19 protein-coding genes and 5 tRNA genes are annotated in these 20,963 nt (G+C 31.1%); 17 read left to right on the top strand and 7 right to left on the bottom strand.

Annotated features, from left to right (window positions below):
• Positions 1 to 3: 3 nt before the first annotated feature.
• From purS to sfsA, 5 genes are read right to left on the bottom strand one after another with little or no spacing between them, the layout of a single operon-like run.
• Complete coding sequence (gene purS, locus VP90_RS00370; protein WP_262589074.1) at positions 4 to 246, bottom strand: phosphoribosylformylglycinamidine synthase subunit PurS; 243 nt, start codon at positions 244 to 246, stop codon at positions 4 to 6.
• The gene (purC, locus tag VP90_RS00375; RefSeq protein ID WP_262589075.1) at positions 243 to 1,028 is read right to left on the bottom strand and encodes a phosphoribosylaminoimidazolesuccinocarboxamide synthase; all 786 of its coding nucleotides are present in this window, start codon (positions 1,026 to 1,028) and stop codon (positions 243 to 245) included. The genes purS and purC overlap by 4 nt, the downstream gene beginning before the upstream one ends.
• Positions 1,028 to 2,320, bottom strand: a complete 1,293-nt coding sequence (gene purB, locus VP90_RS00380) for an adenylosuccinate lyase (RefSeq protein WP_262589076.1) — start codon at positions 2,318 to 2,320, stop codon at positions 1,028 to 1,030. Before purB ends, purC begins: the two co-directional genes overlap by 1 nt.
• A gap of 3 nt (positions 2,321 to 2,323) precedes the next feature.
• Positions 2,324 to 3,094, bottom strand: coding sequence for a type I methionyl aminopeptidase (map, locus tag VP90_RS00385; RefSeq protein WP_262589077.1), 771 nt, complete (start codon positions 3,092 to 3,094; stop codon positions 2,324 to 2,326).
• Entirely contained in the window at positions 3,087 to 3,785 is a 699-nt protein-coding gene (gene sfsA / locus VP90_RS00390; protein WP_262589079.1) for a DNA/RNA nuclease SfsA, read from the bottom strand. The genes map and sfsA overlap by 8 nt, the downstream gene beginning before the upstream one ends.
• Positions 3,786 to 3,805: 20 nt before the next feature.
• Between sfsA and VP90_RS00395 the strand changes: the two genes are divergently transcribed.
• From VP90_RS00395 to VP90_RS00415, 5 genes are all read left to right on the top strand, one after another.
• Entirely contained in the window at positions 3,806 to 4,555 is a 750-nt protein-coding gene (locus VP90_RS00395; RefSeq protein WP_262589080.1) for a competence/damage-inducible protein A, read from the top strand.
• Complete coding sequence (locus VP90_RS00400) at positions 4,555 to 4,956, top strand: gamma-glutamylcyclotransferase family protein (RefSeq protein ID WP_262589081.1); 402 nt, start codon at positions 4,555 to 4,557, stop codon at positions 4,954 to 4,956. Before VP90_RS00395 ends, VP90_RS00400 begins: the two co-directional genes overlap by 1 nt.
• Before the next feature lie 5 nt (positions 4,957 to 4,961).
• Positions 4,962 to 6,254: an NAD(P)H-dependent oxidoreductase gene (locus tag VP90_RS00405; RefSeq protein WP_262589082.1), complete on the top strand. Its 1,293-nt coding sequence runs from the start codon at positions 4,962 to 4,964 to the stop codon at positions 6,252 to 6,254.
• Positions 6,255 to 6,298: 44 nt separating this feature from the next.
• A tRNA-Leu gene (locus VP90_RS00410) sits at positions 6,299 to 6,384 on the top strand.
• 4 nt (positions 6,385 to 6,388) lie between these two features.
• A complete protein-coding gene (locus VP90_RS00415) occupies positions 6,389 to 7,159 on the top strand; it encodes an NAD kinase (protein ID WP_262589083.1) in 771 nt (256 codons plus the stop codon).
• A gap of 152 nt (positions 7,160 to 7,311) precedes the next feature.
• Here the strand turns inward: VP90_RS00415 and VP90_RS00420 are convergent.
• Both VP90_RS00420 and rlmB read right to left on the bottom strand, forming a co-directional pair.
• Positions 7,312 to 7,387 (bottom strand) — tRNA-Thr (locus tag VP90_RS00420).
• A gap of 33 nt (positions 7,388 to 7,420) precedes the next feature.
• A complete protein-coding gene (gene rlmB, locus VP90_RS00425; RefSeq protein ID WP_262589085.1) occupies positions 7,421 to 8,164 on the bottom strand; it encodes a 23S rRNA (guanosine(2251)-2'-O)-methyltransferase RlmB in 744 nt (247 codons plus the stop codon).
• Positions 8,165 to 8,294: 130 nt separating this feature from the next.
• Between rlmB and VP90_RS00430 the strand changes: the two genes are divergently transcribed.
• The 12 genes from VP90_RS00430 (at position 8,295) to rpoC (ending at position 20,888) form a co-directional block, all read left to right on the top strand.
• Positions 8,295 to 8,380 (top strand) — tRNA-Tyr (locus tag VP90_RS00430).
• Between the two features lie 46 nt (positions 8,381 to 8,426).
• Positions 8,427 to 8,500, top strand: a tRNA-Gly gene (locus VP90_RS00435).
• A 48-nt stretch (positions 8,501 to 8,548) separates the two neighbouring features.
• A complete protein-coding gene (tuf, locus tag VP90_RS00440) occupies positions 8,549 to 9,739 on the top strand; it encodes an elongation factor Tu (RefSeq protein ID WP_262589086.1) in 1,191 nt (396 codons plus the stop codon).
• A gap of 10 nt (positions 9,740 to 9,749) precedes the next feature.
• Positions 9,750 to 9,825 (top strand) — tRNA-Trp (locus VP90_RS00445).
• Between the two features lie 17 nt (positions 9,826 to 9,842).
• The gene (gene secE / locus VP90_RS00450) at positions 9,843 to 10,034 is read left to right on the top strand and encodes a preprotein translocase subunit SecE (protein ID WP_262589088.1); all 192 of its coding nucleotides are present in this window, start codon (positions 9,843 to 9,845) and stop codon (positions 10,032 to 10,034) included.
• A complete protein-coding gene (gene nusG / locus VP90_RS00455) occupies positions 10,034 to 10,564 on the top strand; it encodes a transcription termination/antitermination protein NusG (protein ID WP_262589089.1) in 531 nt (176 codons plus the stop codon). Before secE ends, nusG begins: the two co-directional genes overlap by 1 nt.
• Positions 10,564 to 10,989 (top strand): 50S ribosomal protein L11, encoded by a 426-nt coding sequence (gene rplK / locus VP90_RS00460; RefSeq protein ID WP_262589090.1) that lies wholly within the window; start codon positions 10,564 to 10,566, stop codon positions 10,987 to 10,989. Before nusG ends, rplK begins: the two co-directional genes overlap by 1 nt.
• Entirely contained in the window at positions 10,989 to 11,678 is a 690-nt protein-coding gene (gene rplA, locus VP90_RS00465) for a 50S ribosomal protein L1 (RefSeq protein WP_262589091.1), read from the top strand. Before rplK ends, rplA begins: the two co-directional genes overlap by 1 nt.
• Before the next feature lie 5 nt (positions 11,679 to 11,683).
• Positions 11,684 to 12,202 (top strand): 50S ribosomal protein L10, encoded by a 519-nt coding sequence (gene rplJ, locus VP90_RS00470; protein ID WP_262590524.1) that lies wholly within the window; start codon positions 11,684 to 11,686, stop codon positions 12,200 to 12,202.
• A gap of 6 nt (positions 12,203 to 12,208) precedes the next feature.
• The gene (gene rplL / locus VP90_RS00475) at positions 12,209 to 12,574 is read left to right on the top strand and encodes a 50S ribosomal protein L7/L12 (protein ID WP_262589092.1); all 366 of its coding nucleotides are present in this window, start codon (positions 12,209 to 12,211) and stop codon (positions 12,572 to 12,574) included.
• A 56-nt stretch (positions 12,575 to 12,630) separates the two neighbouring features.
• Positions 12,631 to 16,716, top strand: coding sequence for a DNA-directed RNA polymerase subunit beta (gene rpoB, locus VP90_RS00480; protein ID WP_262589093.1), 4,086 nt, complete (start codon positions 12,631 to 12,633; stop codon positions 16,714 to 16,716).
• A complete protein-coding gene (gene rpoC / locus VP90_RS00485; protein WP_262589094.1) occupies positions 16,716 to 20,888 on the top strand; it encodes a DNA-directed RNA polymerase subunit beta' in 4,173 nt (1,390 codons plus the stop codon). Before rpoB ends, rpoC begins: the two co-directional genes overlap by 1 nt.
• Positions 20,889 to 20,963: the final 75 nt, after the last annotated feature.

Raw genomic sequence — 20,963 nt, forward strand, 5'->3', positions numbered from 1 at the left:
TAATTACTTTAGATCAATAATTTTATAGTTTTCAATTACAAGATTGGCTAAAAGTTTTTTACACATTTCTTCAACTTTATCTTTAGCTTTTTTTGGATCATTTTCTTTTGTATCAATTTCAAAATATTTACCTTGTCTAACTTCATTAACGTCATCAAAGCCCATACCATCTAAAGTTTGATGAATAACTTTACCTTGTGGATCTAGTACATCTTTTTTTAGAGTGATTACTACTGATATTTTCATTTCTTTTTTCTCTTAACAGATGATAATTTTGTTACATTCACGGCACTTACATTTGATTGTTCATGCAAAATACCTAATCTTTTAGCAACTTCTGTGTAGGCTGGAATTAAATCACCTAAATCTTTTCTAAATCTGTCTTTATCGAGTTTTTTATCAGTAATACTGTCCCAAAGTCTGCATGTATCTGGGCTAATTTCATCTGCCAGTATTACTTCTTGCTTGCCATTAGATTTTAATCTTCCAAATTCTAGTTTAAAATCAATCAACTTAATTCCAACACCTCTAAACATACCAATCATAAAGTCATTAATTCTCAAGATCATTTTTTTAACTTTATCAATTTCATTTTTAGTAGCCCAATCAAAGGCAATTATGTGCTCTTCTGCAATTAGAGGGTCACCTAATTTGTCATCTTTTAAGCAGTATTCAATTAATGGTTCTTTTAAAACAGTTCCATCTTCAATACCTAGTCTTTTAGTGATAGATCCTGTTGCAACATTTCTAACAATAAATTCAATTGGAATTATCTCAACTAGTTTTATTATTTGTTCACGCATATTTAATCTTTTTACTAAATGATTTTTAATTCCTATTTGGGATAAGTTTGAAAGAATATGTTCAGATATTCTATTATTTAAAACACCTTTTCCTTCAATTGTAGTTTTTTTTTGATTATTGAATGCTGTCGCATCGTCTTTAAAATATTGAATAACTATATTTTTATCATTTGTTGCATAAATAATCTTTGCTTTACCTTCGTATAGTTTTTTTCCTTTTTTCATTATTTAAAAACTCTTCTAAAGATCAAATTCACATTTTTAAAGTGTTTTGCGTAACTAAATATTGATTTAAGCCTTTTAGTTGTAATTTTGCTCATAATAAACTTATCATTAGATATCACATCAAATAAATTTAGGTTTTCTGCAAAACATTTTTTTGCATACGATTGAACCATTTTGTAAGATTTTTCTCTACTTAAACCAGATTTAGTTAATTCTAGCATTACTTCTTGAGAGAAAATTAGCCCTTTTGTTATATTCAAGTTTTCTAACATTTTTTTAGGGTAAACAATCATGTTGTCTAAAATATTTGTTAATCTAACTAATGCAAAGTCTGTTGTAATATTTGCATCAGGACCAATGTTTCTTTCAACACTTGAGTGTGAAATGTCTCTTTCATGCCACAGCGCTATATTTTCTAAAGCAGGTATCACAGCACTTCTAACCATTCTTGCCAAACCAGTTAAGTTTTCACTTAAAATTGGATTTTTCTTGTGAGGCATTGCAGATGATCCTTTTTGTTTTTTTGAAAAGTACTCTTGTAATTCATAAACTTCTGTTCTTTGTAAATGCCTTATCTCAATTGCAACTCTCTCAATTGAACCTGCAATAATACCTAAAACTGAAAAATAAAATGCATGTCGATCTCTTGGAATTACTTGTGTTGAAATGGGTTCAACTTTTAAACCTAATTTTTTTGCAACATGTTTTTCTACATTAGGGCTTATATTTGCAAAAGTTCCAACAGCTCCTGATATAGCACAAGTTGATACCTCATCTATTGCATCTTTAAGTCTTTTTCTGTTTCTCTTAAATTCCTCATAAAAAGATGCTAATTTTAATCCAAAAGTAACTGGTTCAGCATGAATTCCATGACTTCTTCCCATACATGGAGTCATTTTATATTTTTTTGCCTGCTTCTTAAGTACTTTTAAAATTTGATCGATATCTTTAAGAATTATTTTTCCGGATTGAACTAATTGAATATTAAAACTGGTATCAAGTACATCTGATGAAGTCATACCTTGATGTAAATATCTTGCTTTAATTCCTGCTTTTTCTGTAACAGAGGTAAGAAATGCTATAACATCATGCTTAACTTCAGATTCAATTTTATGTATTCTATTTACATTGATAACTGCTTTTTTTCTAACAATTGAAGCTACTCCTTTTGGTATTTGACCAAGTTTTTCCATAGCCTCAGCAGCTGCAACTTCTACATCTAGCCAAATTTTATATTTATTTTCCTCTGACCAAATATCAGTTAATTCTTTTCGAGAGTATCTTTTAATCATTAATTATAAGTATGGAGGCTTTGAATAACCTTTAGCAGATTCTGTAAAGATTTCATAACCATTTTCAGTAATTCCTAACGTATGTTCAAATTGAGCAGATAAAGATTTATCTTTTGTGACAGCAGTCCAACCATCATTTAACATTTTAACATCATATTTACCTGAATTTATCATAGGCTCTATTGTAAAAGTCATGCCAGGTTTTAAATCTGGTCCTGAGTTTTTACTTCCATAATGTAAAATGTTTGGTGGCTCATGAAATGTTGTACTTATACCATGACCACAAAAATCTCTAACCACAGAGTATCCTTTTTCTTCAACAAATGACTGAATTTCGTAACCAATATCGCCTAATTTAATTCCTGGTTTTAAAATTCTAATTGCTCTCATCATAGATTCGTAAGTAGCATCTATTAGATTGTTTAATTTAATTGGTGTTTTTCCAATACAAAACATTCTACTGGTATCACCATAATGTTCATCTACAATTGCAGTAACATCTACATTTACTGCATCACCATCTCTTAAGACTCTATCTGAGGGAATTCCATGGCACACAACATGATTTAATGAAGTACATAAAGATTTTGTAAAACCTCTATAGTAAAGTGGAGCAGAGTGTCCTCCATTATCTCTTATAAATTCATATCCCAATTTATCTATATAGTCTGTTGAGACACCTTCCTTAATGTTGTCTGTTAACATATCAAGTGTCCTTGCTGCTAAATCACCAGCAATTCTCATTTTTTCAAATTTTTCTTTATAATCACTCATCTAAAATTTTAAGTTTTTTATCTATAATAATTTTTTTTGAACTTATATCACATCTATAAGCTAGAAAATTTACTCCAGCTTTTTTAGCTTTTTTATAATTCTCATAATATTCTTCGTCTATATCTTTAGCTATTTTAAAATATTTCATATTTTGAATTTGAACTAAAAAGATCAAATAACCTTTATAACCTTTATTTATGGCATCAATAAGAGTTAATAAATGCTTAGAACCTCTTGTTGTAATCGCATCTGGAAACTCAGCAGTTTCTTTATCTCTAAATAAAGTAACGTTCTTGACCTCTACGAAGCTTTTTTTATTTTTTTTTTCTAGCAAAAAATCAAATCTAGTTTCCCTATTAAAGAATACCTCTGGTTTTATTTTATCGTTATTTTTTAATTCTTTGATTAAATTGTTTTCGATAGCATGATTTACTATCTTGTTAGCCATATGAGTGTTAACACCTACTAAATTTTTTCTTGATTTAATTATTTCAAGTCCAAACTTTAGTTTTCGCTTAGGATCATTATTTGGTAGTAAATAAACTTCATTACCTTCATTTAATAAACCTTTCATAGATCCTGTGTTAGGACAATGAGCTGTGACAATTTCTTTACCAAGTTTTATGTCGGTAAAAAACCTTTTGTAACGTTTGATTAGTTTGCCTTTTACTAAAGACTTGGTAAATTCCATGAGTAAATTATATATTTCATATGGATAAAAAAGCAAAATTTAAAGCTTCAATTTTAATTATTGGTAATGAAATTTTATCTGGAAGAACACAAGACACTAATACCTCAACATTAGCAACTTGGTTAAATTCTATAGGGGTAAAGGTTGAGGAGGTTAGAGTAATTCCTGATGTAGAAAATATTATAGTTGAAACACTAAATTTACTTAGATTAAAATATGATTATGTTTTTACAACTGGTGGTATTGGACCTACTCACGATGATATAACAGCTCAATCAGTTTCAAAAGCATTTGGGATAAAATACGAAGTTCACAAGGAAGCTTTCAAAATTCTAGAAGAATACTATCAACCTGGAGAATTTAATGAGGGAAGACAAAAAATGGCATGGATGCCTGAAAATGCAAATCTTATTTTAAATCCAACAAGTGGTGCTCCAGGATTTAATGTTGAGAATGTTTACTCACTACCAGGAGTTCCTTCTATATTAAAATCCATGTTAGGTGGATTAACAAATAATATAGTTGGAGGTGAACCAATCAAAAGTTTAACTATAAGTTTAAGAACAGTTGAAAGTGAAATAGCAAGTTCATTAACAAAAGTACAAAATAATAATTTGGACGTAGAGATTGGCAGTTACCCATTTTTTCATGCTGGTAAGCTTGGTGTATCGATAGTTATTAGATCAGAAGATCAAAATAAAATTGATGATTGTAATTCGCAGATTTTAAAATTTGTATATGAAAAAAAAATTGAGGTAGTTGAGCGCTAATGTTGTATTTTGCTTACGGTAGCAACCTTCATCATTTTCAAATGAAACGAAGATGCAAAGATAGTGTTTTTTTAAAAAAAATAAATTTAAAAGATTTTAAATTAACATTTAGAAGCAAATACAGAGCAGCAGACATTGAGCCAAAAAAAAATTCTATCGTACCAGGTGGATTATTTGAAATTTCAAAAAGTGATGAGAAAAAGTTGGATGTTTATGAAGATTTTCCAATTTTATATAAAAAACACTATTTTTATTATTATGGAAAAAAAGTTATGACTTATACAATGGTCAAAAAATCTCCTTTTAAGTTTCCTACAGAAAGATATCTAAACATAGTTAAAAGAGGATATAAAGATTGCAAGTTAGATAAAAAATTTCTCAAAAAAGCTTTACAATTTTAATTGAAATGTTTTTACACACAAAATTAGAGGATCGAAAACATCCAATAAGAGTAGCTTTTGTTGGATGTGGAAAATTTGTAAGTATGTTTTTATCTCAATATTCCAACTTAAATAAAATTAAAATTGATAGCATAGTTGACCTCAATATTGATCAAGCAAAAAAAAATTGTTTAAAAAGTGGAGTAAGTAAAGAAGAGGTATCTAAAATTAATTTTTCAACTTCTCTTGATCAAATTATTGATAGAAATATTGAAATCTTTATTGAAGCAACAGGAAACCCTATTGTGGGTACCGTCCATTCAACAAGGATTTTAAAAGAAAAAAAACATTTGATTTTAGTTAATGTAGAAGCAGATATTACATGTGGAAAATATTTATCAGATTTAGCTAAAGAAAATGGAGTTATTTGTTCGATGGCTTATGGTGACCAACCTTCTTTAGTTCTAGAGCAAATTGAATGGGCTAGACTTAATGGTTTTGAAGTAATTTGTGCTGGAAAAGGAACAAAATACCATCCAAGTTTTGAATATTCTACACCTGATACAGTTTGGGGTCATTATGGCTTAACTAAAGAAAGAGCAGAGAATGAGTCAGGAATGAATCCAAAAATGTTCAATAGTTTTTTATGTGGTGACAAATCTGCAATTGAAATGTGCGCAGTAAGCAATGCTGCAAATCTTAAATGTCCTTCTAACGGATTAACTTTTCCTCCAGTTGGGGTTTACGATATAGCAAAAAAATTAATACCAAAAAAAGATGGTGGATTAATTGATTTTGAAGGTCAAGTTGAAGTTATTTCAAGTATTGATTTAAATAAAAAAGATATTCCTAATGACTTGAGATGGGGCGTATACGTTGTTATTAAAGCTCAAAATGAATATGTAAAAAATTGTTTTAAAGATTATGGTATGGTTACAGATTCTTCTGGAAACTATTCGGCAATATGGAGACCTTATCATTATATTGGTTTAGAACTTGCTCAGTCCATATATTCTATAGCGCTTGATAATAGAGCAACAGGTTATACGAAGAAATATAATGCAGATGTTGCAAGTGTTGCAAAAAAAAATTTAAAAGTTGGCGAAAAGCTTGACGGAGAGGGAGGGTTTTGTGCAAGAGGTAAATTAATTACATCTCAAAATTCGAAAAATGAAATGACCCTACCACTTGGTTTAACAGATAATGCAATATTGAAAAAAAATATCAACAAAGATGAAATAATAAAAATTGGTGATGTTGAGCTTAATTTGCCAAAAGAGGTAATAGAAGCTAGAGATTACCAATACAATTTAATATAGTTGAGTTATAAATAATTGTGGATATAACAGTGAAATTCATTAATGCCCTCGTGGTGAAATTGGTAGACACAAAGGACTTAAAATCCTTGCCGCTTGCGGAGTGCCAGTTCGAGTCTGGCCGAGGGCACCATTAAATGAACAAACCACAAATTATTTCTGATAAAAATAAGAAGTCCTTAAATATAAAAAATGTTTTATTAAAAAAAATTATTTCTAATAATTTTCAAAAAAAAAATTTAACTATTGTTATCGGAGGAGATGGTTTTATGCTCCAAACTCTTAAAAGAAACAAAAATTCAAATAAATTTTTTTATGGGATTAACTCTGGAAACTACGGATTTCTAATGAATAAATTCTCTTCAAAAGATATTATAAAAAACCTTTCCAAGGCAAATATGGTTTCAATTTCTCCTTTAGAGATGATTGTAAGAAATAAAAACAATCAAATTAAAAAATCTATAGCTATTAATGAAGTTTCTGTATTAAGACAGAGCAGACAAGCAGCGTCATTATCAATTAAACAAGGTTCTAGACAGATTATAAAAAAATTAGTTTCTGATGGAGTTTTGGTGTCTACACCTGCTGGAAGCACTGCTTACAACTTATCTGTTCATGGACCTATATTAAGTCTTCATTCAAAAAAATTATCCATATCTCCAATTAGCGCATTTAGACCAAGAAGGTGGAAGGGTAAAATAGTTAATGATAAATCTAAAATTGTTATCACAAATCTCAATCCATCTAAGAGACCCATTAGTGCAGTTGCAGATAATTTAGAAGTAAGAAATGCAAAATCTATTACTGTTAAAATAAATAATAAAATTAAGTTTAATCTTCTCTATGATAAAAATAGAAGTTTACAAAAAAAAATTAAAATTGAACAAATAAGAAAAGAAACAAGTTAGATTTAATGAATAAATTTATTCCAATTATAATAGTTGCTTTAGTTTTATTTGCAGGATTTTTTGTATTTAAATTAATGTCATTCTTCGGTTGCTATTTTCGTATCGAGAATTTTGACAAGTGATTGAAGTTAACTGCTTGGTAAAGAAAGAAGTGGTGCCCCCGCACGGATTCGAACCGCGGACCTATTGATTACAAATCAATTGCTCTACCAACTGAGCTACAAGGGCATGCGCAATAACTATTAATTATTTGTTAAATAATCAACTCTTTTTTTTTAAATAACTTAAATGATGAAATACTATTGCTGCACTATTTGATATATTCAAACTTTCTATTTCTTCATTGATGTCAATTTTGACAAAAAAATCTGCATATTTTCCAGTATGTTGCCTCATTCCAAATCCTTCTGATCCAAAAAGTAAAATATTATTTCCCTCCCATTTGACATCAGTAAAATCTTTTTGGCCCTTTGAATCAAAACCATAAACCCAAAAATTTTTTTCTCTTAAATTTTTTAAGGTAGAATTAATATTTGAAACTTCAAAAATATTTACATGCTCCATACATCCGCTCGCTGATTTATACATTAATTTACTATCCTTTGGAAAATGTCTCTCTTTAATTATTATACCATCAATTTTAAATGATGCTGCACTTCTAATGAGTGAACCTATATTTCTTGCATCAGTAACTTCATCCAAACATACAAAGGTTAAATTATTTTTTTCTTTAATAAATTCTTTTAATTCTGGTTGATCTAAATGTTCAATCTCAGCAACATATCCATTATGCATTAATTGTTCTTTTGATGAGTATTTGTCTAACTCTTTTTTTGATTTGAAATAGACTTTTACCTCTTCAAGAAGATTTTTATTTGGATTTTTTCTATGAATATTTTTTTTAGCATCCTCTGTTAAAAACACTCTTAAAACTTTCCTATTTGGATTACGTAATGCTTCCATTACCGCATGTTGACCAACAATAAAAAAAGATGATTTATTCATAAAATTATGTTGTGTTTTACACGTTTTTTAATAGTTTTTCTTAATAAATCACGTGTTGCATTTGGATAAATAAAATATATAAAACGCATGTTATTTGAAGCTATATTGAACAAGGGGACACTTCCCCAAAGGAGGGGTTCCAGAGCGGTCAAATGGGGCGGGCTGTAAACCCGTTGACTTCGGTCTTCGAAAGTTCGAATCTTTCCCCCTCCACCATTTAATATAATTTTAAATAACAATGGAGTGTTACTCTTGGGGTTGTGCGGGTGTAGTTCAATGGTAGAACGCTAGCCTTCCAAGCTGGATGTAAGGGTTCGATTCCCTTTACCCGCTCCAAGAAATTAAAGTAAGAAACAAAAAAAAAAAAACTGAGGTTAAAAAGAAATGTCAAAAGAAAAATTCGTACGAAGTAAACCCCACTGTAACATTGGGACTATTGGTCATGTCGACCATGGTAAAACAACTCTTACTGCAGCTATAACAAATGTATTAGCAGAAGCTGGTGGTGGAACAGCTGTAGCATACGATCAAATCGATAAAGCTCCAGAGGAAAAAGAAAGAGGAATTACAATTTCAACAGCACACGTTGAATATGAAACTGAAAAAAGACACTATGCTCACGTAGACTGTCCTGGTCACGCTGACTATGTAAAAAATATGATTACTGGTGCAGCACAAATGGATGGAGCAATATTAGTTGTTAATGCAGCTGATGGTCCTATGCCACAAACAAGAGAACATATTCTTTTAGGAAGACAAGTTGGTATTCCAGCAATTGTTGTTTACTTAAATAAAGTAGACCAAGTTGATGATAAAGATATGATTGAACTTGTAGAAGAAGAAATTAGAGAACTTTTAACTTCATACAAATATCCTGGAGATACAACTCCAATCGTTAAAGGTTCGGCTTTAGCAGCAGTTGAAAAAAGAGATGATGAAATTGGAAAAAATTCAATTTTAGAATTAATGAAAGCTGTTGATGAACATATCCCGCAACCAGCTAGAGAAGTTGACAAACCATTCTTGATGCCAGTTGAGGACGTATTTTCAATTTCAGGAAGAGGAACAGTTGCAACTGGAAGAGTTGAATCTGGTGTAATTAAAACTGGTGAGGAAGTTGAAATCGTTGGAATTAAAGAAACAAAAAAATCAGTTTGTACTGGAGTAGAAATGTTTAGAAAACTTTTAGACTCTGGTGAAGCTGGTGATAACGTAGGAATTTTGTTGAGAGGTATTGAAAGAACTGACATTGAAAGAGGTCAAGTTCTTTGTAAGCCTGGATCAATAACTCCTCATACTAAATTTGAAGCTCAAGCCTATATTCTTAAAAAAGACGAGGGTGGAAGACACACTCCTTTCTTTACAAAATATAGACCGCAGTTTTATTTTAGAACAACAGACGTTACAGGAGAAGTAGAATTACCAGCAGGTACTGAAATGGTTATGCCAGGTGATGATGCTAAATTCACTGTTAAACTGATTACACCTATTGCAATGGCAGAAAAATTAAACTTTGCTATTAGAGAAGGTGGTAGAACTGTTGGAGCAGGAGTAGTAACTAAAATTATAGAGTAACTCTATAAATAGGAGTGTAGCTCAATTGGTAGAGCGCCGGTCTCCAAAACCGGAGGCTGAGGGTTCGAGTCCCTCCGCTCCTGCCAATTTGAGCTAAAGAATTATGAAGAACCCGATTAAATTTATTCAGGAAGTAAAACAAGAGGCTTTCAAAGTTACTTGGCCTACTTGGAAAGAAACTTTACAAGGTGCTTTAATGGTATTTGTTATGGCGGTTGTAATGTCTTTATTCTTCCTTTTATTAGATCAGGTTCTTAAATTCTTCTTAGAATTATTGTTAAAGGTGAGTATTTAATGAAAAATTGGTACATTGTTCAATCACACTCCAGTTTTGAGAATAAAGTTGCTTCATTAATTAAAGAAGAAGCGGATAAGGCTAAAATAAGTGAGAAATTTGAGGAAATTATAGTTCCAACTCACGATGTCACAGAAGTTAAAAGAGGTAAGAGAATACAAAGAAAAAAGAAATATTTTCCTGGATACGTACTAATTAAGAGTGAAATGGATAACAATATTTATCATATGATCAAAGGAATAAAGAGAGTTAGTGGTTTCCTTGGATCAAAAGGAATCCCAGTACCTGTTTCAGATAAAGAAGTTGAGAAGATTTTAGGTCAAATTAAAGATGGTGTGGCTCAGCCAAAATCTGGTATAGATTACAGCGTTGGTGAAAAAGTTCAGGTTGTTGATGGTCCATTTGCATCATTTAATGGAATGATTGAAGAAATTGATGAAGAAAAAGCTAGACTTAAGGTGTCAGTTTCTATATTTGGTCGTCCAACACCGGTAGATTTAGAATATAACCAAGTTGAGAAAGTAAGTTAATGGCAAAAGAAATAAGTGGATTTATAAAGTTACAAATTAAAGGGGGACAAGCCAATCCTGCTCCTCCTGTTGGTCCTGCTTTAGGTCAACGTGGCGTTAATATAATGGAATTTTGTAAAGCATTTAATGACAAAACAAAATCTATGGCTGGCAAACCTGTTCCAGTTGAAATTACTGTTTATAAAGATAAAAAATTTGATTTTAAAATTAAATCACCACCAGCATCTTTTTATATTAAAGAAGCTGTTAAATTAAAAGGTGGATCAAAAGAACCAGGAAGAAACATTGTAGCTTCAATTTCTAAAAAACAATTAGAAGATATTGCCAAAGAAAAAATGAATGATTTAAATGCTCACGATATAAATGAGGCAGTAAAAATTATTGCAGGTTCAGCTAGATCAATGGGTATAGAGGTTAAAGAATAATGGCTTCAAAAAGATATAAAAAATTGCCAGAAAAAACTAAAGACTTAAATGCAGAGTCTATTGAAAAATTATTACCCGAGCTTAAAAAAAACTGCACAACAAAATTTGATGAGTCTTTAGATTTAAGTTTTCAAATAAATAACAAACAAAAGAAAAGTGAAGTCAACATTAGAACTGTAGTAAATCTTCCAGGAGGAACAGGTAAAAAAGTAAAAGTTGCTGTTGTTTGTGAAGATAATAAAGCACAAGAAGCAAAAGATGCGGGTGCTGATATTGTTGGTGGAGATGAGTTTGTTGAACAAATCAAAGGTGGAGATTTAAATTTTGAAAAATTGATTTGCACACCAGGAATGATGATCAAACTTTCGAAATTAGGAAAAGTTTTAGGTCCAAAAGGATTAATGCCAAATCCCAAACTTGGTTCAGTATCTGAAAATATTAAACAGGCAGTAACTGATGCAAAATCAGGACAAGTTGAAATTAGAAATGATAAAGATGGAAATATTGGAGTAAGTATTGGAAAAAAATCATTCAGTGATGATCAGTTATTAAAAAATTATAATGCAATAATAGATGCATTAGAAAAAGAAAAATCCAACAACACACTCAAAGGTGATTTAATAAAAAGTGTTTTTGCAACTTCTACTATGGGTGTTTCATACAAAGTTAAATTAGGAAAATCGATATAGTTATGATGAACAAAGAACAAAAGAAAAATTATATTGAAGAAATGACTTCTAAATTTGAGAGTAGTAAAGCTGTGATGGTTACACATTATCAAGGCTTAACAATGACTCAATTAGATGATTTAAGAGCAAAAATGAGAGAGCATGGAATTGTCTTTAAGATCACTAAAAACAGAATTACAAAATTAGCGTTGGAAAAGACTAAGTGTAAAGATTTATCTAATCTTTTCACAGGTCCAACAGCCGTTGCTTTTGCTGAAGATGCAATAATGTCTGCAAGAATATTGTCTAAATTTGCTAAAGATAATGAGAATCTTAAATTAATTGGTGGAATAATGGATGATGAGGTTTTGGATCAAGCTGGTGTCCAAAATGTTGCTAGTTTACCTACACTCGATGAAGCAAGAGCCAATATTGTAGGTATTTTAAACGCTCCAGCTTCAAAATTAATTAGTATTTTGCTTGCACATTCGGAAAAAATGAGTAGTTTGTCCGCAGAAAATTCTGAAACACAACCCAAAGAGTAGAAAAATATGCCTGACCTAAATAAAATTATAGAAGACTTATCAAGTTTGACTGTTGCTGAGGCAGCTGAACTTTCAAAACAGTTAGAAGAAAAGTGGGGTGTAACTCCAATGGCAGCAGCAGCTCCAGCAGCAGCAGGTGGTGCAGCTCCAGCTGAAGAAAAAGATGATTTCACAATCATGCTAGTTTCTGCAGGTGATAAAAAAATTAATGTTATAAAAGAAGTAAGAGCAGCTACTTCATTAGGTTTAAAAGAAGCAAAAGATCTTGTTGAGGGAGCACCAAAAGAAGTTAAATCAGGTGTTAACAAAAAAGATGCTGAAGAGATCAAAGCTAAATTAGAAGCTGCTGGCGCAAAAGTAGAACTTAAATAAATTAATTAGAAAGAATTCAGATACTGATTATTTTTAATCAGTATTAACAAATATAGATGCAATTATCTTTTACTGAAAAGAAAAACATTAGAAAAAGTTTTGGTAAACTAAAAGAAAGCTTATCAATACCAAATCTTATTGAAGTTCAAAAAAATTCTTACAAAGAATTAACTGAATTCTACGCCGAAACTGAATTAACAAAAGGTTTTGATAGAGTATTTAAAAGTATTTTTCCAATTGAAGATTTAAACGATAAAGCAACTCTTGAATATGTTTCATACAGGTTAGAAAAACCTAAATTTGATGTTGAAGAATGTATAACAAGAGGTTTAACTTATTCTTCAGCTCTTAAATGTACTTTAAGATTAGTTGTTTACGAAATAGATCAAGAGAACAATACTAAAGATATTTTATCAGCAAAAGAACAAGAAGTTTACATGGGCGAAGTTCCTATGATGACTAATAGTGGGACATTTATCACCAATGGTGTTCAACGTGTTGTTGTGAACCAAATGCATAGAAGCCCAGGTGTTTTCTTTGATCATGACAAAGGAAAAACACACGCAAGTGGAAAATTATTATTTAATTGTAGAGTAATACCTAACAGGGGGTCTTGGTTAGATTTTGAATATGATGTTAAAGATTTTTTATATTTTAAAATTGATAGAAAAAAGAAAATATTTGCTTCAACATTACTTTTAGCTTTAGGTTTTTCTAAATCAGAAATTGTTGATGAGTTTTATGATAGTGAGCAATACACTTTTGATCCTAAGACAGAAAAATGGAAAACTAAATTTAACCCTGAGAATTATAAAGCTAAAAACTTTTCAGAAGAAGTAATTGATGCAAAAACTGGTGAAGTAGTAATAAAATTAGGTGATAAAATAAACTTTTTAAATGCAAAAAAATTAGCTAACGATGGACTTAAAGATATTTTAGTTTCAAGAGAATCTCTTTTTGGAAAATTCTTACATAGAGATGTTAAAGTAAGTGATGAAGAAGAAGGTACTTTTAAAATTGGTACTGAACTAAATGATACAATTATTCAACAAATATTGGATGGAAATATTCACTCTTTGCAAATATCAGTAACAAATTCCATAAATAAAGGACCTTATTTATTAACAACTGTTTTAGCAGATAAAAACAACTCTAAAGACGAAGCTATAACTGAAATATATAAAATGCTAAGACCTGGTGAGCCACCAACAATAGAGATAGCTACTCAAATATTTAATAATCTTTTCTTTAGCTCAGACAGATACGATCTATCTGATGTTGGTAGAGTAAAAATGAATTCAAGACTAAACCAAGAGTGCTCTGATAAAATTACGATCTTAAGAAATGATGACATTATTGCAATTATTCACAAAATGTTAGATTTGCGAGATGGTAAGGATGATGTTGATGATATTGATCATTTAGGAAATAGAAGAGTACGTTCTGTAGGTGAATTGGTTGAAAACCAAGCGAGAATTGGTGTTTACAGAATGGAAAGGGCTATTAAAGAAAAAATGACTACTTTAGATGTTGAGTCTGCGATGCCACAGGATTTAATTAACGCAAAACCACTAACTGTTTCATTGAAAGATTTTTTTGCTAGCTCTCAACTTTCACAGTTTATGGATCAAACGAATCCATTGTCAGAAATTACACATAAAAGAAGAGTTTCTGCTCTTGGACCAGGTGGACTAACAAGAGAAAGAGCAGGATTTGAAGTTCGAGACGTTCACCCAACTCATTATGGAAGAATTTGCCCAATTGAGACTCCAGAAGGACCAAACATCGGTTTGATAAATAGTTTATCAACTTATGCAAAAATAAATAAATATGGCTTTATTGAAAGCCCATATAAAAAAGTAAAAGATGGAGTTGTGCAGGATAAAGTTGAGTATTTATCTGCAATGGAGGAAACCAAATTTACAATTGCTCAAGCAAATACAAAGTTAGATAAAAATGGAAAGATAATTGAGGAGCTTGTTTCTTGCAGACAAAATTTAAACTTCCTTTTATCAAAACCAGATGCAATTGATTATATCGATGTTTCACCAAAACAACTTGTTTCTGTTGCAGCATCTTTAATACCCTTTTTAGAAAATGATGATGCTAACAGAGCTCTAATGGGTTCTAACATGATGAGACAAGCAGTTCCTCTTTTAAAACCAGAATCTCCATTGGTTGGTACTGGAATTGAAAGTGATGTGGCTTTAGACTCTGGTGTAACGATTGTTGCTAAGAGAGATGGAGTTGTAGATAAAATTGATGGTAAGAGAATTGTTATTAAAGTAACAGAAGAAACTGATTTTACTGAATCAGGTGTAGATATCTATAACTTGCAAAAATTTAAAAGATCAAACCAAAACACATGTATTAACCAAAGACCACTTGTTAGAGTTGGTGATAAAGTTAAATCTGGTGATATTATTGCAGATGGTCCATCAACAAAATTAGGTGAATTAGCACTTGGAAAAAATGTAACAGTAGCATTTATGCCATGGCAAGGTTACAATTTTGAAGACTCAATTTTGATTTCAGAAAGATGTGTAACAGACGATGTATTTACTTCGGTACATATTGAAGAATACGAAATAATGGCAAGAGACACAAAACTTGGAGAAGAAGAAATTACCAGAGATATTCCTAATGTTAACGAGGAAGCTTTAAAAAATCTTGATGAATCAGGAATAGTTTACATTGGAGCTGAAGTAAACGCTGGTGATATTTTAGTTGGAAAAGTTACACCAAAAGGTGATTCAGCATCTGGACCAGAAGAAAAACTATTAAGATCAATTTTTGGAGAAAAAGCTATTGATGTTACTGATACATCTTTGAGAATGTCACGAGGTGCTAGTGGTACAGTTGTTGATGTAAGAGTATTTAACAGACATGGTATTGAAAAAGACGAAAGATCAATAACTATTGAAAGAGCTGAAATTGAACAAGTTCAGCAAGATAAATTAGTAGAGGAAGAAATTTTAGAGAGAAGCATTAAACAAAGAGCTTCACAAATTTTATCAGGATCATCATTAACTAAAAAAGTAAAAGATTTATCTGAAGGAACAAAACTTGATTTTGATATAATTAATAATCTTTCTATAAATGATGTATTTAAAATAACAGTTGGAAATGTAAATGATGAAGCAACGTTGGCACAACTTAAAGATCAATACAACAAAGCAAAACAAGACATTACTGAAAGATTCGAAGATAAAGTTTTAAAAATTAGAAGTGGTGATGATTTATTACCAAGTGTTATGAAAATGGTAAAAGTTTTTGTAGCAATTAAGAGAAGATTAAGACCAGGTGATAAAATGTCAGGAAGACATGGTAATAAGGGTGTTGTTAGTAAAATAGTTCCGGTTGAAGATATGCCATACAGAGAAGATGGTAGACCAGTAGATATTGTTTTAAATCCTCTAGGTGTTCCAAGCAGGATGAATGTAGGTCAAATTTTAGAAACTCACCTAGGTTGGGCTTGTAAAGAATTTGGTGAACAGATTAAAAATTTAGTTAATGAAAATAACAAAAAAATAGAAAGAACTGAAAAAATAGAAAAGTTTTTAAAATCTGTTTATGGAGAAGATACTTTCAATGAAAAAGTAGACAAATTAAGTAAGAACGAATTTAAAGACCTGTGTGAAAATCTACAAAATGGTATTGCAATATCAACACCTGTTTTTGATGGGGCTAAAGAGAAAAATGTAACTGACATGTTAGAGTTAGCTAACCTGCCTGGATCTGGTCAAACTTATTTGTGGGATGGAAGAACCGGAGAAAAATTTGATAGACCAGTTACTGTTGGAATAATTTATATGTTGAAACTTCATCACTTGGTTGAAGATAAAATTCATGCAAGATCTACAGGTCCTTACAGTTTGGTTACACAACAACCTCTTGGTGGTAAAGCACAATTAGGTGGTCAAAGATTTGGAGAAATGGAAGTGTGGGCTCTTGAAGCTTACGGAGCCTCTTATACTTTACAAGAAATTTTGACTGTAAAATCCGATGATGTTGCTGGGAGAGTTAAAGTTTACGAAACTATAGTTAAAGGTGAAGAGAATTTCGAGTCTGGTATTCCAGAGTCATTTAACGTCTTAGTTAAAGAAATTAAATCATTAGCATTAAACGTGGAGCTTAATTAATGAAAAAAGAATTAACTGATTTATTTAAAGGTAGTGAAATTTCTGAAGCACAGAATTTTAATAGTATAAAAATTTCTTTAGCTAGTCCTGAGAAAATTAAATCTTGGACATTTGGTGAAATTAAAAAACCAGAAACTATAAATTATAGAACTTTTAGACCCGAGAAAGATGGTCTATTCTGCGCAAGAATTTTTGGACCAATCAAAGATTACGAATGTTTATGCGGAAAGTATAAACGAATGAAATTTAGAGGTATTATCTGCGAAAAATGTGGCGTTGAAGTAACAAAATCTAATGTAAGAAGAGAGAGAATGGGCCACATTAATCTTGCAACTCCTGTGGCACATATTTGGTTCTTGAAATCATTACCAAGTAGAATTGCACTTGCGGTAGATATGAAGTTGAAAGAGATCGAGAGAGTTCTTTATTTTGAAAACTTTATAGTAATCGAACCGGGATTAACTGGTTTGCAAAAAAACCAACTTTTAAATGAAGAAGAATTAGCTAAATATCAAGATGAATTTGGAGAAGAAAGCTTTACCGCAGGTATTGGAGCAGAAGCTGTTCTTGAGATGTTAAAAAGTCTTGACTTAGAATTAGAAAGAAAAAATCTTGTTAGCTTTATTAAAGAGACTAAATCTAAAGTTAATGAAGAAAGAGCAATTAAGAGACTAAAATTAATAGAGTCATTTATCGAAACTGGTCAAAAACCGGAGTGGATGATTATGACAGTGGTTCCAGTTATTCCACCAGAATTAAGACCTTTGGTTCCGTTAGATGGTGGTAGATTTGCTACTTCAGATCTTAACGACCTATACAGAAGAGTTATTAACAGAAATAATAGATTAAAAAGATTAATGGATCTTAAAGCTCCTGACATCATTGTTAGAAATGAAAAAAGAATGCTTCAAGAGTCTGTTGATGCTCTTTTTGATAATGGAAGAAGAGGTCGTGTTATTACTGGAACAGGTAAAAGACCACTTAAATCTCTTGCAGAAATGCTTAAAGGTAAGCAGGGTAGATTTAGACAAAACTTATTAGGAAAAAGGGTAGATTACTCTGGAAGATCAGTAATCGTTGTTGGTCCAGACTTAAAATTACATGAGTGTGGATTACCAAAAAAAATGGCTTTGGAATTATTTAAACCATTTTTATACGCAAGATTAAATAAATTAGGTTTAGCATCTACAATTAAACAAGCAAAAAAATTAGTAGAGAAAGAAACTAATGCTGTATGGGATGCATTAGAGTTAATCGTAAGAGAACACCCTGTTTTATTAAACAGAGCACCAACACTTCATAGACTTGGTGTTCAAGCTTTTGAACCAAAATTAATTGAAGGTGATGCAATTGAGCTACACCCTTTAACTTGTGCAGCTTTTAATGCTGATTTTGATGGTGACCAAATGGCTGTTCATGTACCTTTAAGTTTAGAAGCTCAGTTGGAAGCAAGAATATTAATGCTATCAACGAACAATATTCTATCTCCTTCAAATGGTAAACCTATAATCGTTCCAAGTCAGGATATGATTTTAGGAATATATTATCTTTCACAGGAACCAGTAACGGATAAACCATCTGGATACTTTACTAATTCTGATCAAATAGAGTTTGCATTATCTTCAGGCGAAATTAACGTTCATAGCACTATTATTTCAAGATATGAAACTGTTGACGAACAAGGAAATAAGAAGATTGAAAAATATACATCAACTGCGGGAAGATTTTTATTAGCCAACCTATTACCAAAAAATAGCAATATTAAATTTTCATTAGTTGATAGATTGCTACCAAAAAAAGTTGTTTCTGAAATAATTGATGTGGTTTTTAGATTCTGTGGTCAGAAAACGACAGTTATTTTCTGTGATAAACTTAAAGATTTAGGATTTAAGCATGCATTTAAAGCAGGAATTTCATTTGGAAAAGATGATTTAATTATTCCTGAAAATAAAACTCAATTAATTGATGATACTAAAAAATTAATTGCAGATTATGAAACTCAATATGCCGAAGGTTTGATTACAAGAGGCGAAAAGTACAACAAGGTTGTCGACGCATGGTCTAAATGTACTGATAAAGTTGCGGGTGAAATGATGAAAAGAATTTCTGCAACTGAAAAAACAGAAGAGGGTTTAAAAATAAATTCAGTATTTATGATGGCTGATAGCGGTGCTAGAGGTTCAGCAGCGCAAATGAAACAATTAGCTGGTATGAGAGGATTAATTGCAAAACCTTCAGGTGAAATTATTGAAAGTCCAATTATCTCTAACTTTAAAGAAGGTCTAACAGCTTTAGAGTATTTTAATTCTACACACGGAGCAAGAAAAGGATTAGCAGATACTGCGCTTAAAACAGCAAGCTCTGGATATTTAACAAGAAGATTGTGTGATGTTGCTCAAGATTTAACAGTAACAAAAATTAAATGTGAAGAACCAGGCTTTATTGAACTATCAGAGATCTTAGAAGGTGGTAATGTAGTTGTTAGTTTAGCAGAAAGAGCACTAGGTAGAGTTACAGCTGCTGAAGTGAAAAATCCTTTAAGCGGTGAGGTAATAATTAAAAAGTCAGAAATGATTGACGAAGCAGGTTGTGATAAAATTGATGCAGCAGGTGTTAAATCTATAAAAGTTTATTCAGTAATGACTTGTAGTTCTAAAGAAGGTGTTTGTGCTACTTGTTACGGAAGAGACTTATCTAGAGGTAAAATGGTACATGTAGGTGAAGCAATTGGTATGATTTCAGCTCAATCAATTGGAGAACCGGGTACGCAGTTAACGATGAGAACATTCCACGTTGGGGGAACAGCTTCAGTTAAACAAGATAACCAAATTATCAGCAAAAGCGATGGAACATTGAAAATTATTAACTCAAATATTTTAGAAGATTCTAAAAAGAATTTAATTGTTATGGGAAGAAATACACAACTTTCTATTGAGGATGATAAAGGAGTTCAAATAGCAGTTTATAAAGTTGCTTATGGATCAAGATTGTTTTTTAATAATGGAGATAAAGTTAAAGCAAATACAAAAATTTGTGAGTGGGATCCATATACAACTCCAGTTATTGCTGAAAAGAGTGGTATTGCAAGTTATGTTGATTTGATAGATGGTGTTTCAATTCAAGAAACTACTGATGATGCAACTGGTATATCATCAAAATCTGTGATTGATTGGAGAGGTCAATCTAAAAGTACAGATTTAAAACCAAGAATTACTTTAAGAGATGAAAAAGGAAATGTAATTAAAAAAGCTGATGATAATGAAGCTAGATATTACTTAGTACCAGATTCGATTTTATCAATTAAAGATGGTCAAAAAGTTTATGCCGGTGATGTTATTGCAAGATTGCCTAAAGAGACAACAAAAACTAAAGATATTACTGGAGGTCTACCAAGAGTAGCTGAACTTTTTGAAGCTAGAAAAGCTAAGGACAGTGCTATTATTGCTGAAAATGATGGAAGTGTTGTTTTTGGAAAAGAAGTTAGAGGTAAACAAAGAATTTCGATTGTTCCTGAAGACGGATCAGAACCATCAAATTATTTAATTCCAAAAGGAAAACACATTAACTTTAATCCTGGTGAAAAAATTCAAAAAGGTGAATATCTTTTAGATGGACAGCCATTACCGCATGATATTTTAAGAATTTTAGGCATTAAAGAATTAACAGAATATTTTGTTAATCAAGTTCAAGAAGTATATCGATTACAAGGTGTAATTATTAACGATAAACATATTGAAACAATTCTAAGACAAATGCTTAAGAAAGTTGAAGTTAAGGTATCTGGAGATTCAAGTTATTTACCAGGAGAAGTGGTTGATAGAATCAAGTTTGATAATACTAATGAAAAATTAGTTGCTGAAGGCAAAACTCCTGCAGTTGGAGAAAGAGTTTTAATGGGTATTACTAAAGCTTCACTTCAAACAGAATCATTCATTTCTGCTGCATCTTTCCAAGAGACAACAAGAGTATTAACAGATGCTGCAATTAAAGGGAAGGTTGATCCATTAAACGGTTTAAAAGAGAACGTAATTGTTGGAAGATTAGTTCCTGCTGGTACGGGTAATATCAAGAACAGATGGAACAACAAGGCCTTGGAAGATGATAATAGCTTCTTAGCAGAACAGGATAAACTTGAAGCTTCTGAGCCTGAAGAAACACAAGTAAATCAATAAAAAAATCACCTAAAAATTGCAGTTTTAGTTTGACAATAGCTCATTAATAAGTATTTTGGCGATGTTTTTGGTTGG

Origin of the sequence: Candidatus Pelagibacter ubique HIMB140, assembly GCF_025558165.1 — a bacterium.
In the GTDB taxonomy this organism is placed as follows: domain Bacteria; phylum Pseudomonadota; class Alphaproteobacteria; order Pelagibacterales; family Pelagibacteraceae; genus Pelagibacter; species Pelagibacter ubique_T.

Excerpts from the sequence above, each read along its gene's own strand:
- purS (WP_262589074.1), bottom strand. The coding sequence starts at position 246 with ATGAAAATATCAGTAGTAATCACTCTAAAAAAAGATGTACTAGATCCA.
- purC (WP_262589075.1), bottom strand. The coding sequence starts at position 1,028 with ATGAAAAAAGGAAAAAAACTATACGAAGGTAAAGCAAAGATTATTTAT.
- purB (WP_262589076.1), bottom strand. The coding sequence starts at position 2,320 with ATGATTAAAAGATACTCTCGAAAAGAATTAACTGATATTTGGTCAGAG.
- map (WP_262589077.1), bottom strand. The coding sequence starts at position 3,094 with ATGAGTGATTATAAAGAAAAATTTGAAAAAATGAGAATTGCTGGTGAT.
- sfsA (WP_262589079.1), bottom strand. The coding sequence starts at position 3,785 with ATGGAATTTACCAAGTCTTTAGTAAAAGGCAAACTAATCAAACGTTAC.
- VP90_RS00395 (WP_262589080.1), top strand. The coding sequence starts at position 3,806 with ATGGATAAAAAAGCAAAATTTAAAGCTTCAATTTTAATTATTGGTAAT.
- VP90_RS00400 (WP_262589081.1), top strand. The coding sequence starts at position 4,555 with ATGTTGTATTTTGCTTACGGTAGCAACCTTCATCATTTTCAAATGAAA.
- VP90_RS00405 (WP_262589082.1), top strand. The coding sequence starts at position 4,962 with ATGTTTTTACACACAAAATTAGAGGATCGAAAACATCCAATAAGAGTA.
- VP90_RS00415 (WP_262589083.1), top strand. The coding sequence starts at position 6,389 with ATGAACAAACCACAAATTATTTCTGATAAAAATAAGAAGTCCTTAAAT.
- rlmB (WP_262589085.1), bottom strand. The coding sequence starts at position 8,164 with ATGAATAAATCATCTTTTTTTATTGTTGGTCAACATGCGGTAATGGAA.
- tuf (WP_262589086.1), top strand. The coding sequence starts at position 8,549 with ATGTCAAAAGAAAAATTCGTACGAAGTAAACCCCACTGTAACATTGGG.
- secE (WP_262589088.1), top strand. The coding sequence starts at position 9,843 with ATGAAGAACCCGATTAAATTTATTCAGGAAGTAAAACAAGAGGCTTTC.
- nusG (WP_262589089.1), top strand. The coding sequence starts at position 10,034 with ATGAAAAATTGGTACATTGTTCAATCACACTCCAGTTTTGAGAATAAA.
- rplK (WP_262589090.1), top strand. The coding sequence starts at position 10,564 with ATGGCAAAAGAAATAAGTGGATTTATAAAGTTACAAATTAAAGGGGGA.
- rplA (WP_262589091.1), top strand. The coding sequence starts at position 10,989 with ATGGCTTCAAAAAGATATAAAAAATTGCCAGAAAAAACTAAAGACTTA.
- rplJ (WP_262590524.1), top strand. The coding sequence starts at position 11,684 with ATGAACAAAGAACAAAAGAAAAATTATATTGAAGAAATGACTTCTAAA.
- rplL (WP_262589092.1), top strand. The coding sequence starts at position 12,209 with ATGCCTGACCTAAATAAAATTATAGAAGACTTATCAAGTTTGACTGTT.
- rpoB (WP_262589093.1), top strand. The coding sequence starts at position 12,631 with ATGCAATTATCTTTTACTGAAAAGAAAAACATTAGAAAAAGTTTTGGT.
- rpoC (WP_262589094.1), top strand. The coding sequence starts at position 16,716 with ATGAAAAAAGAATTAACTGATTTATTTAAAGGTAGTGAAATTTCTGAA.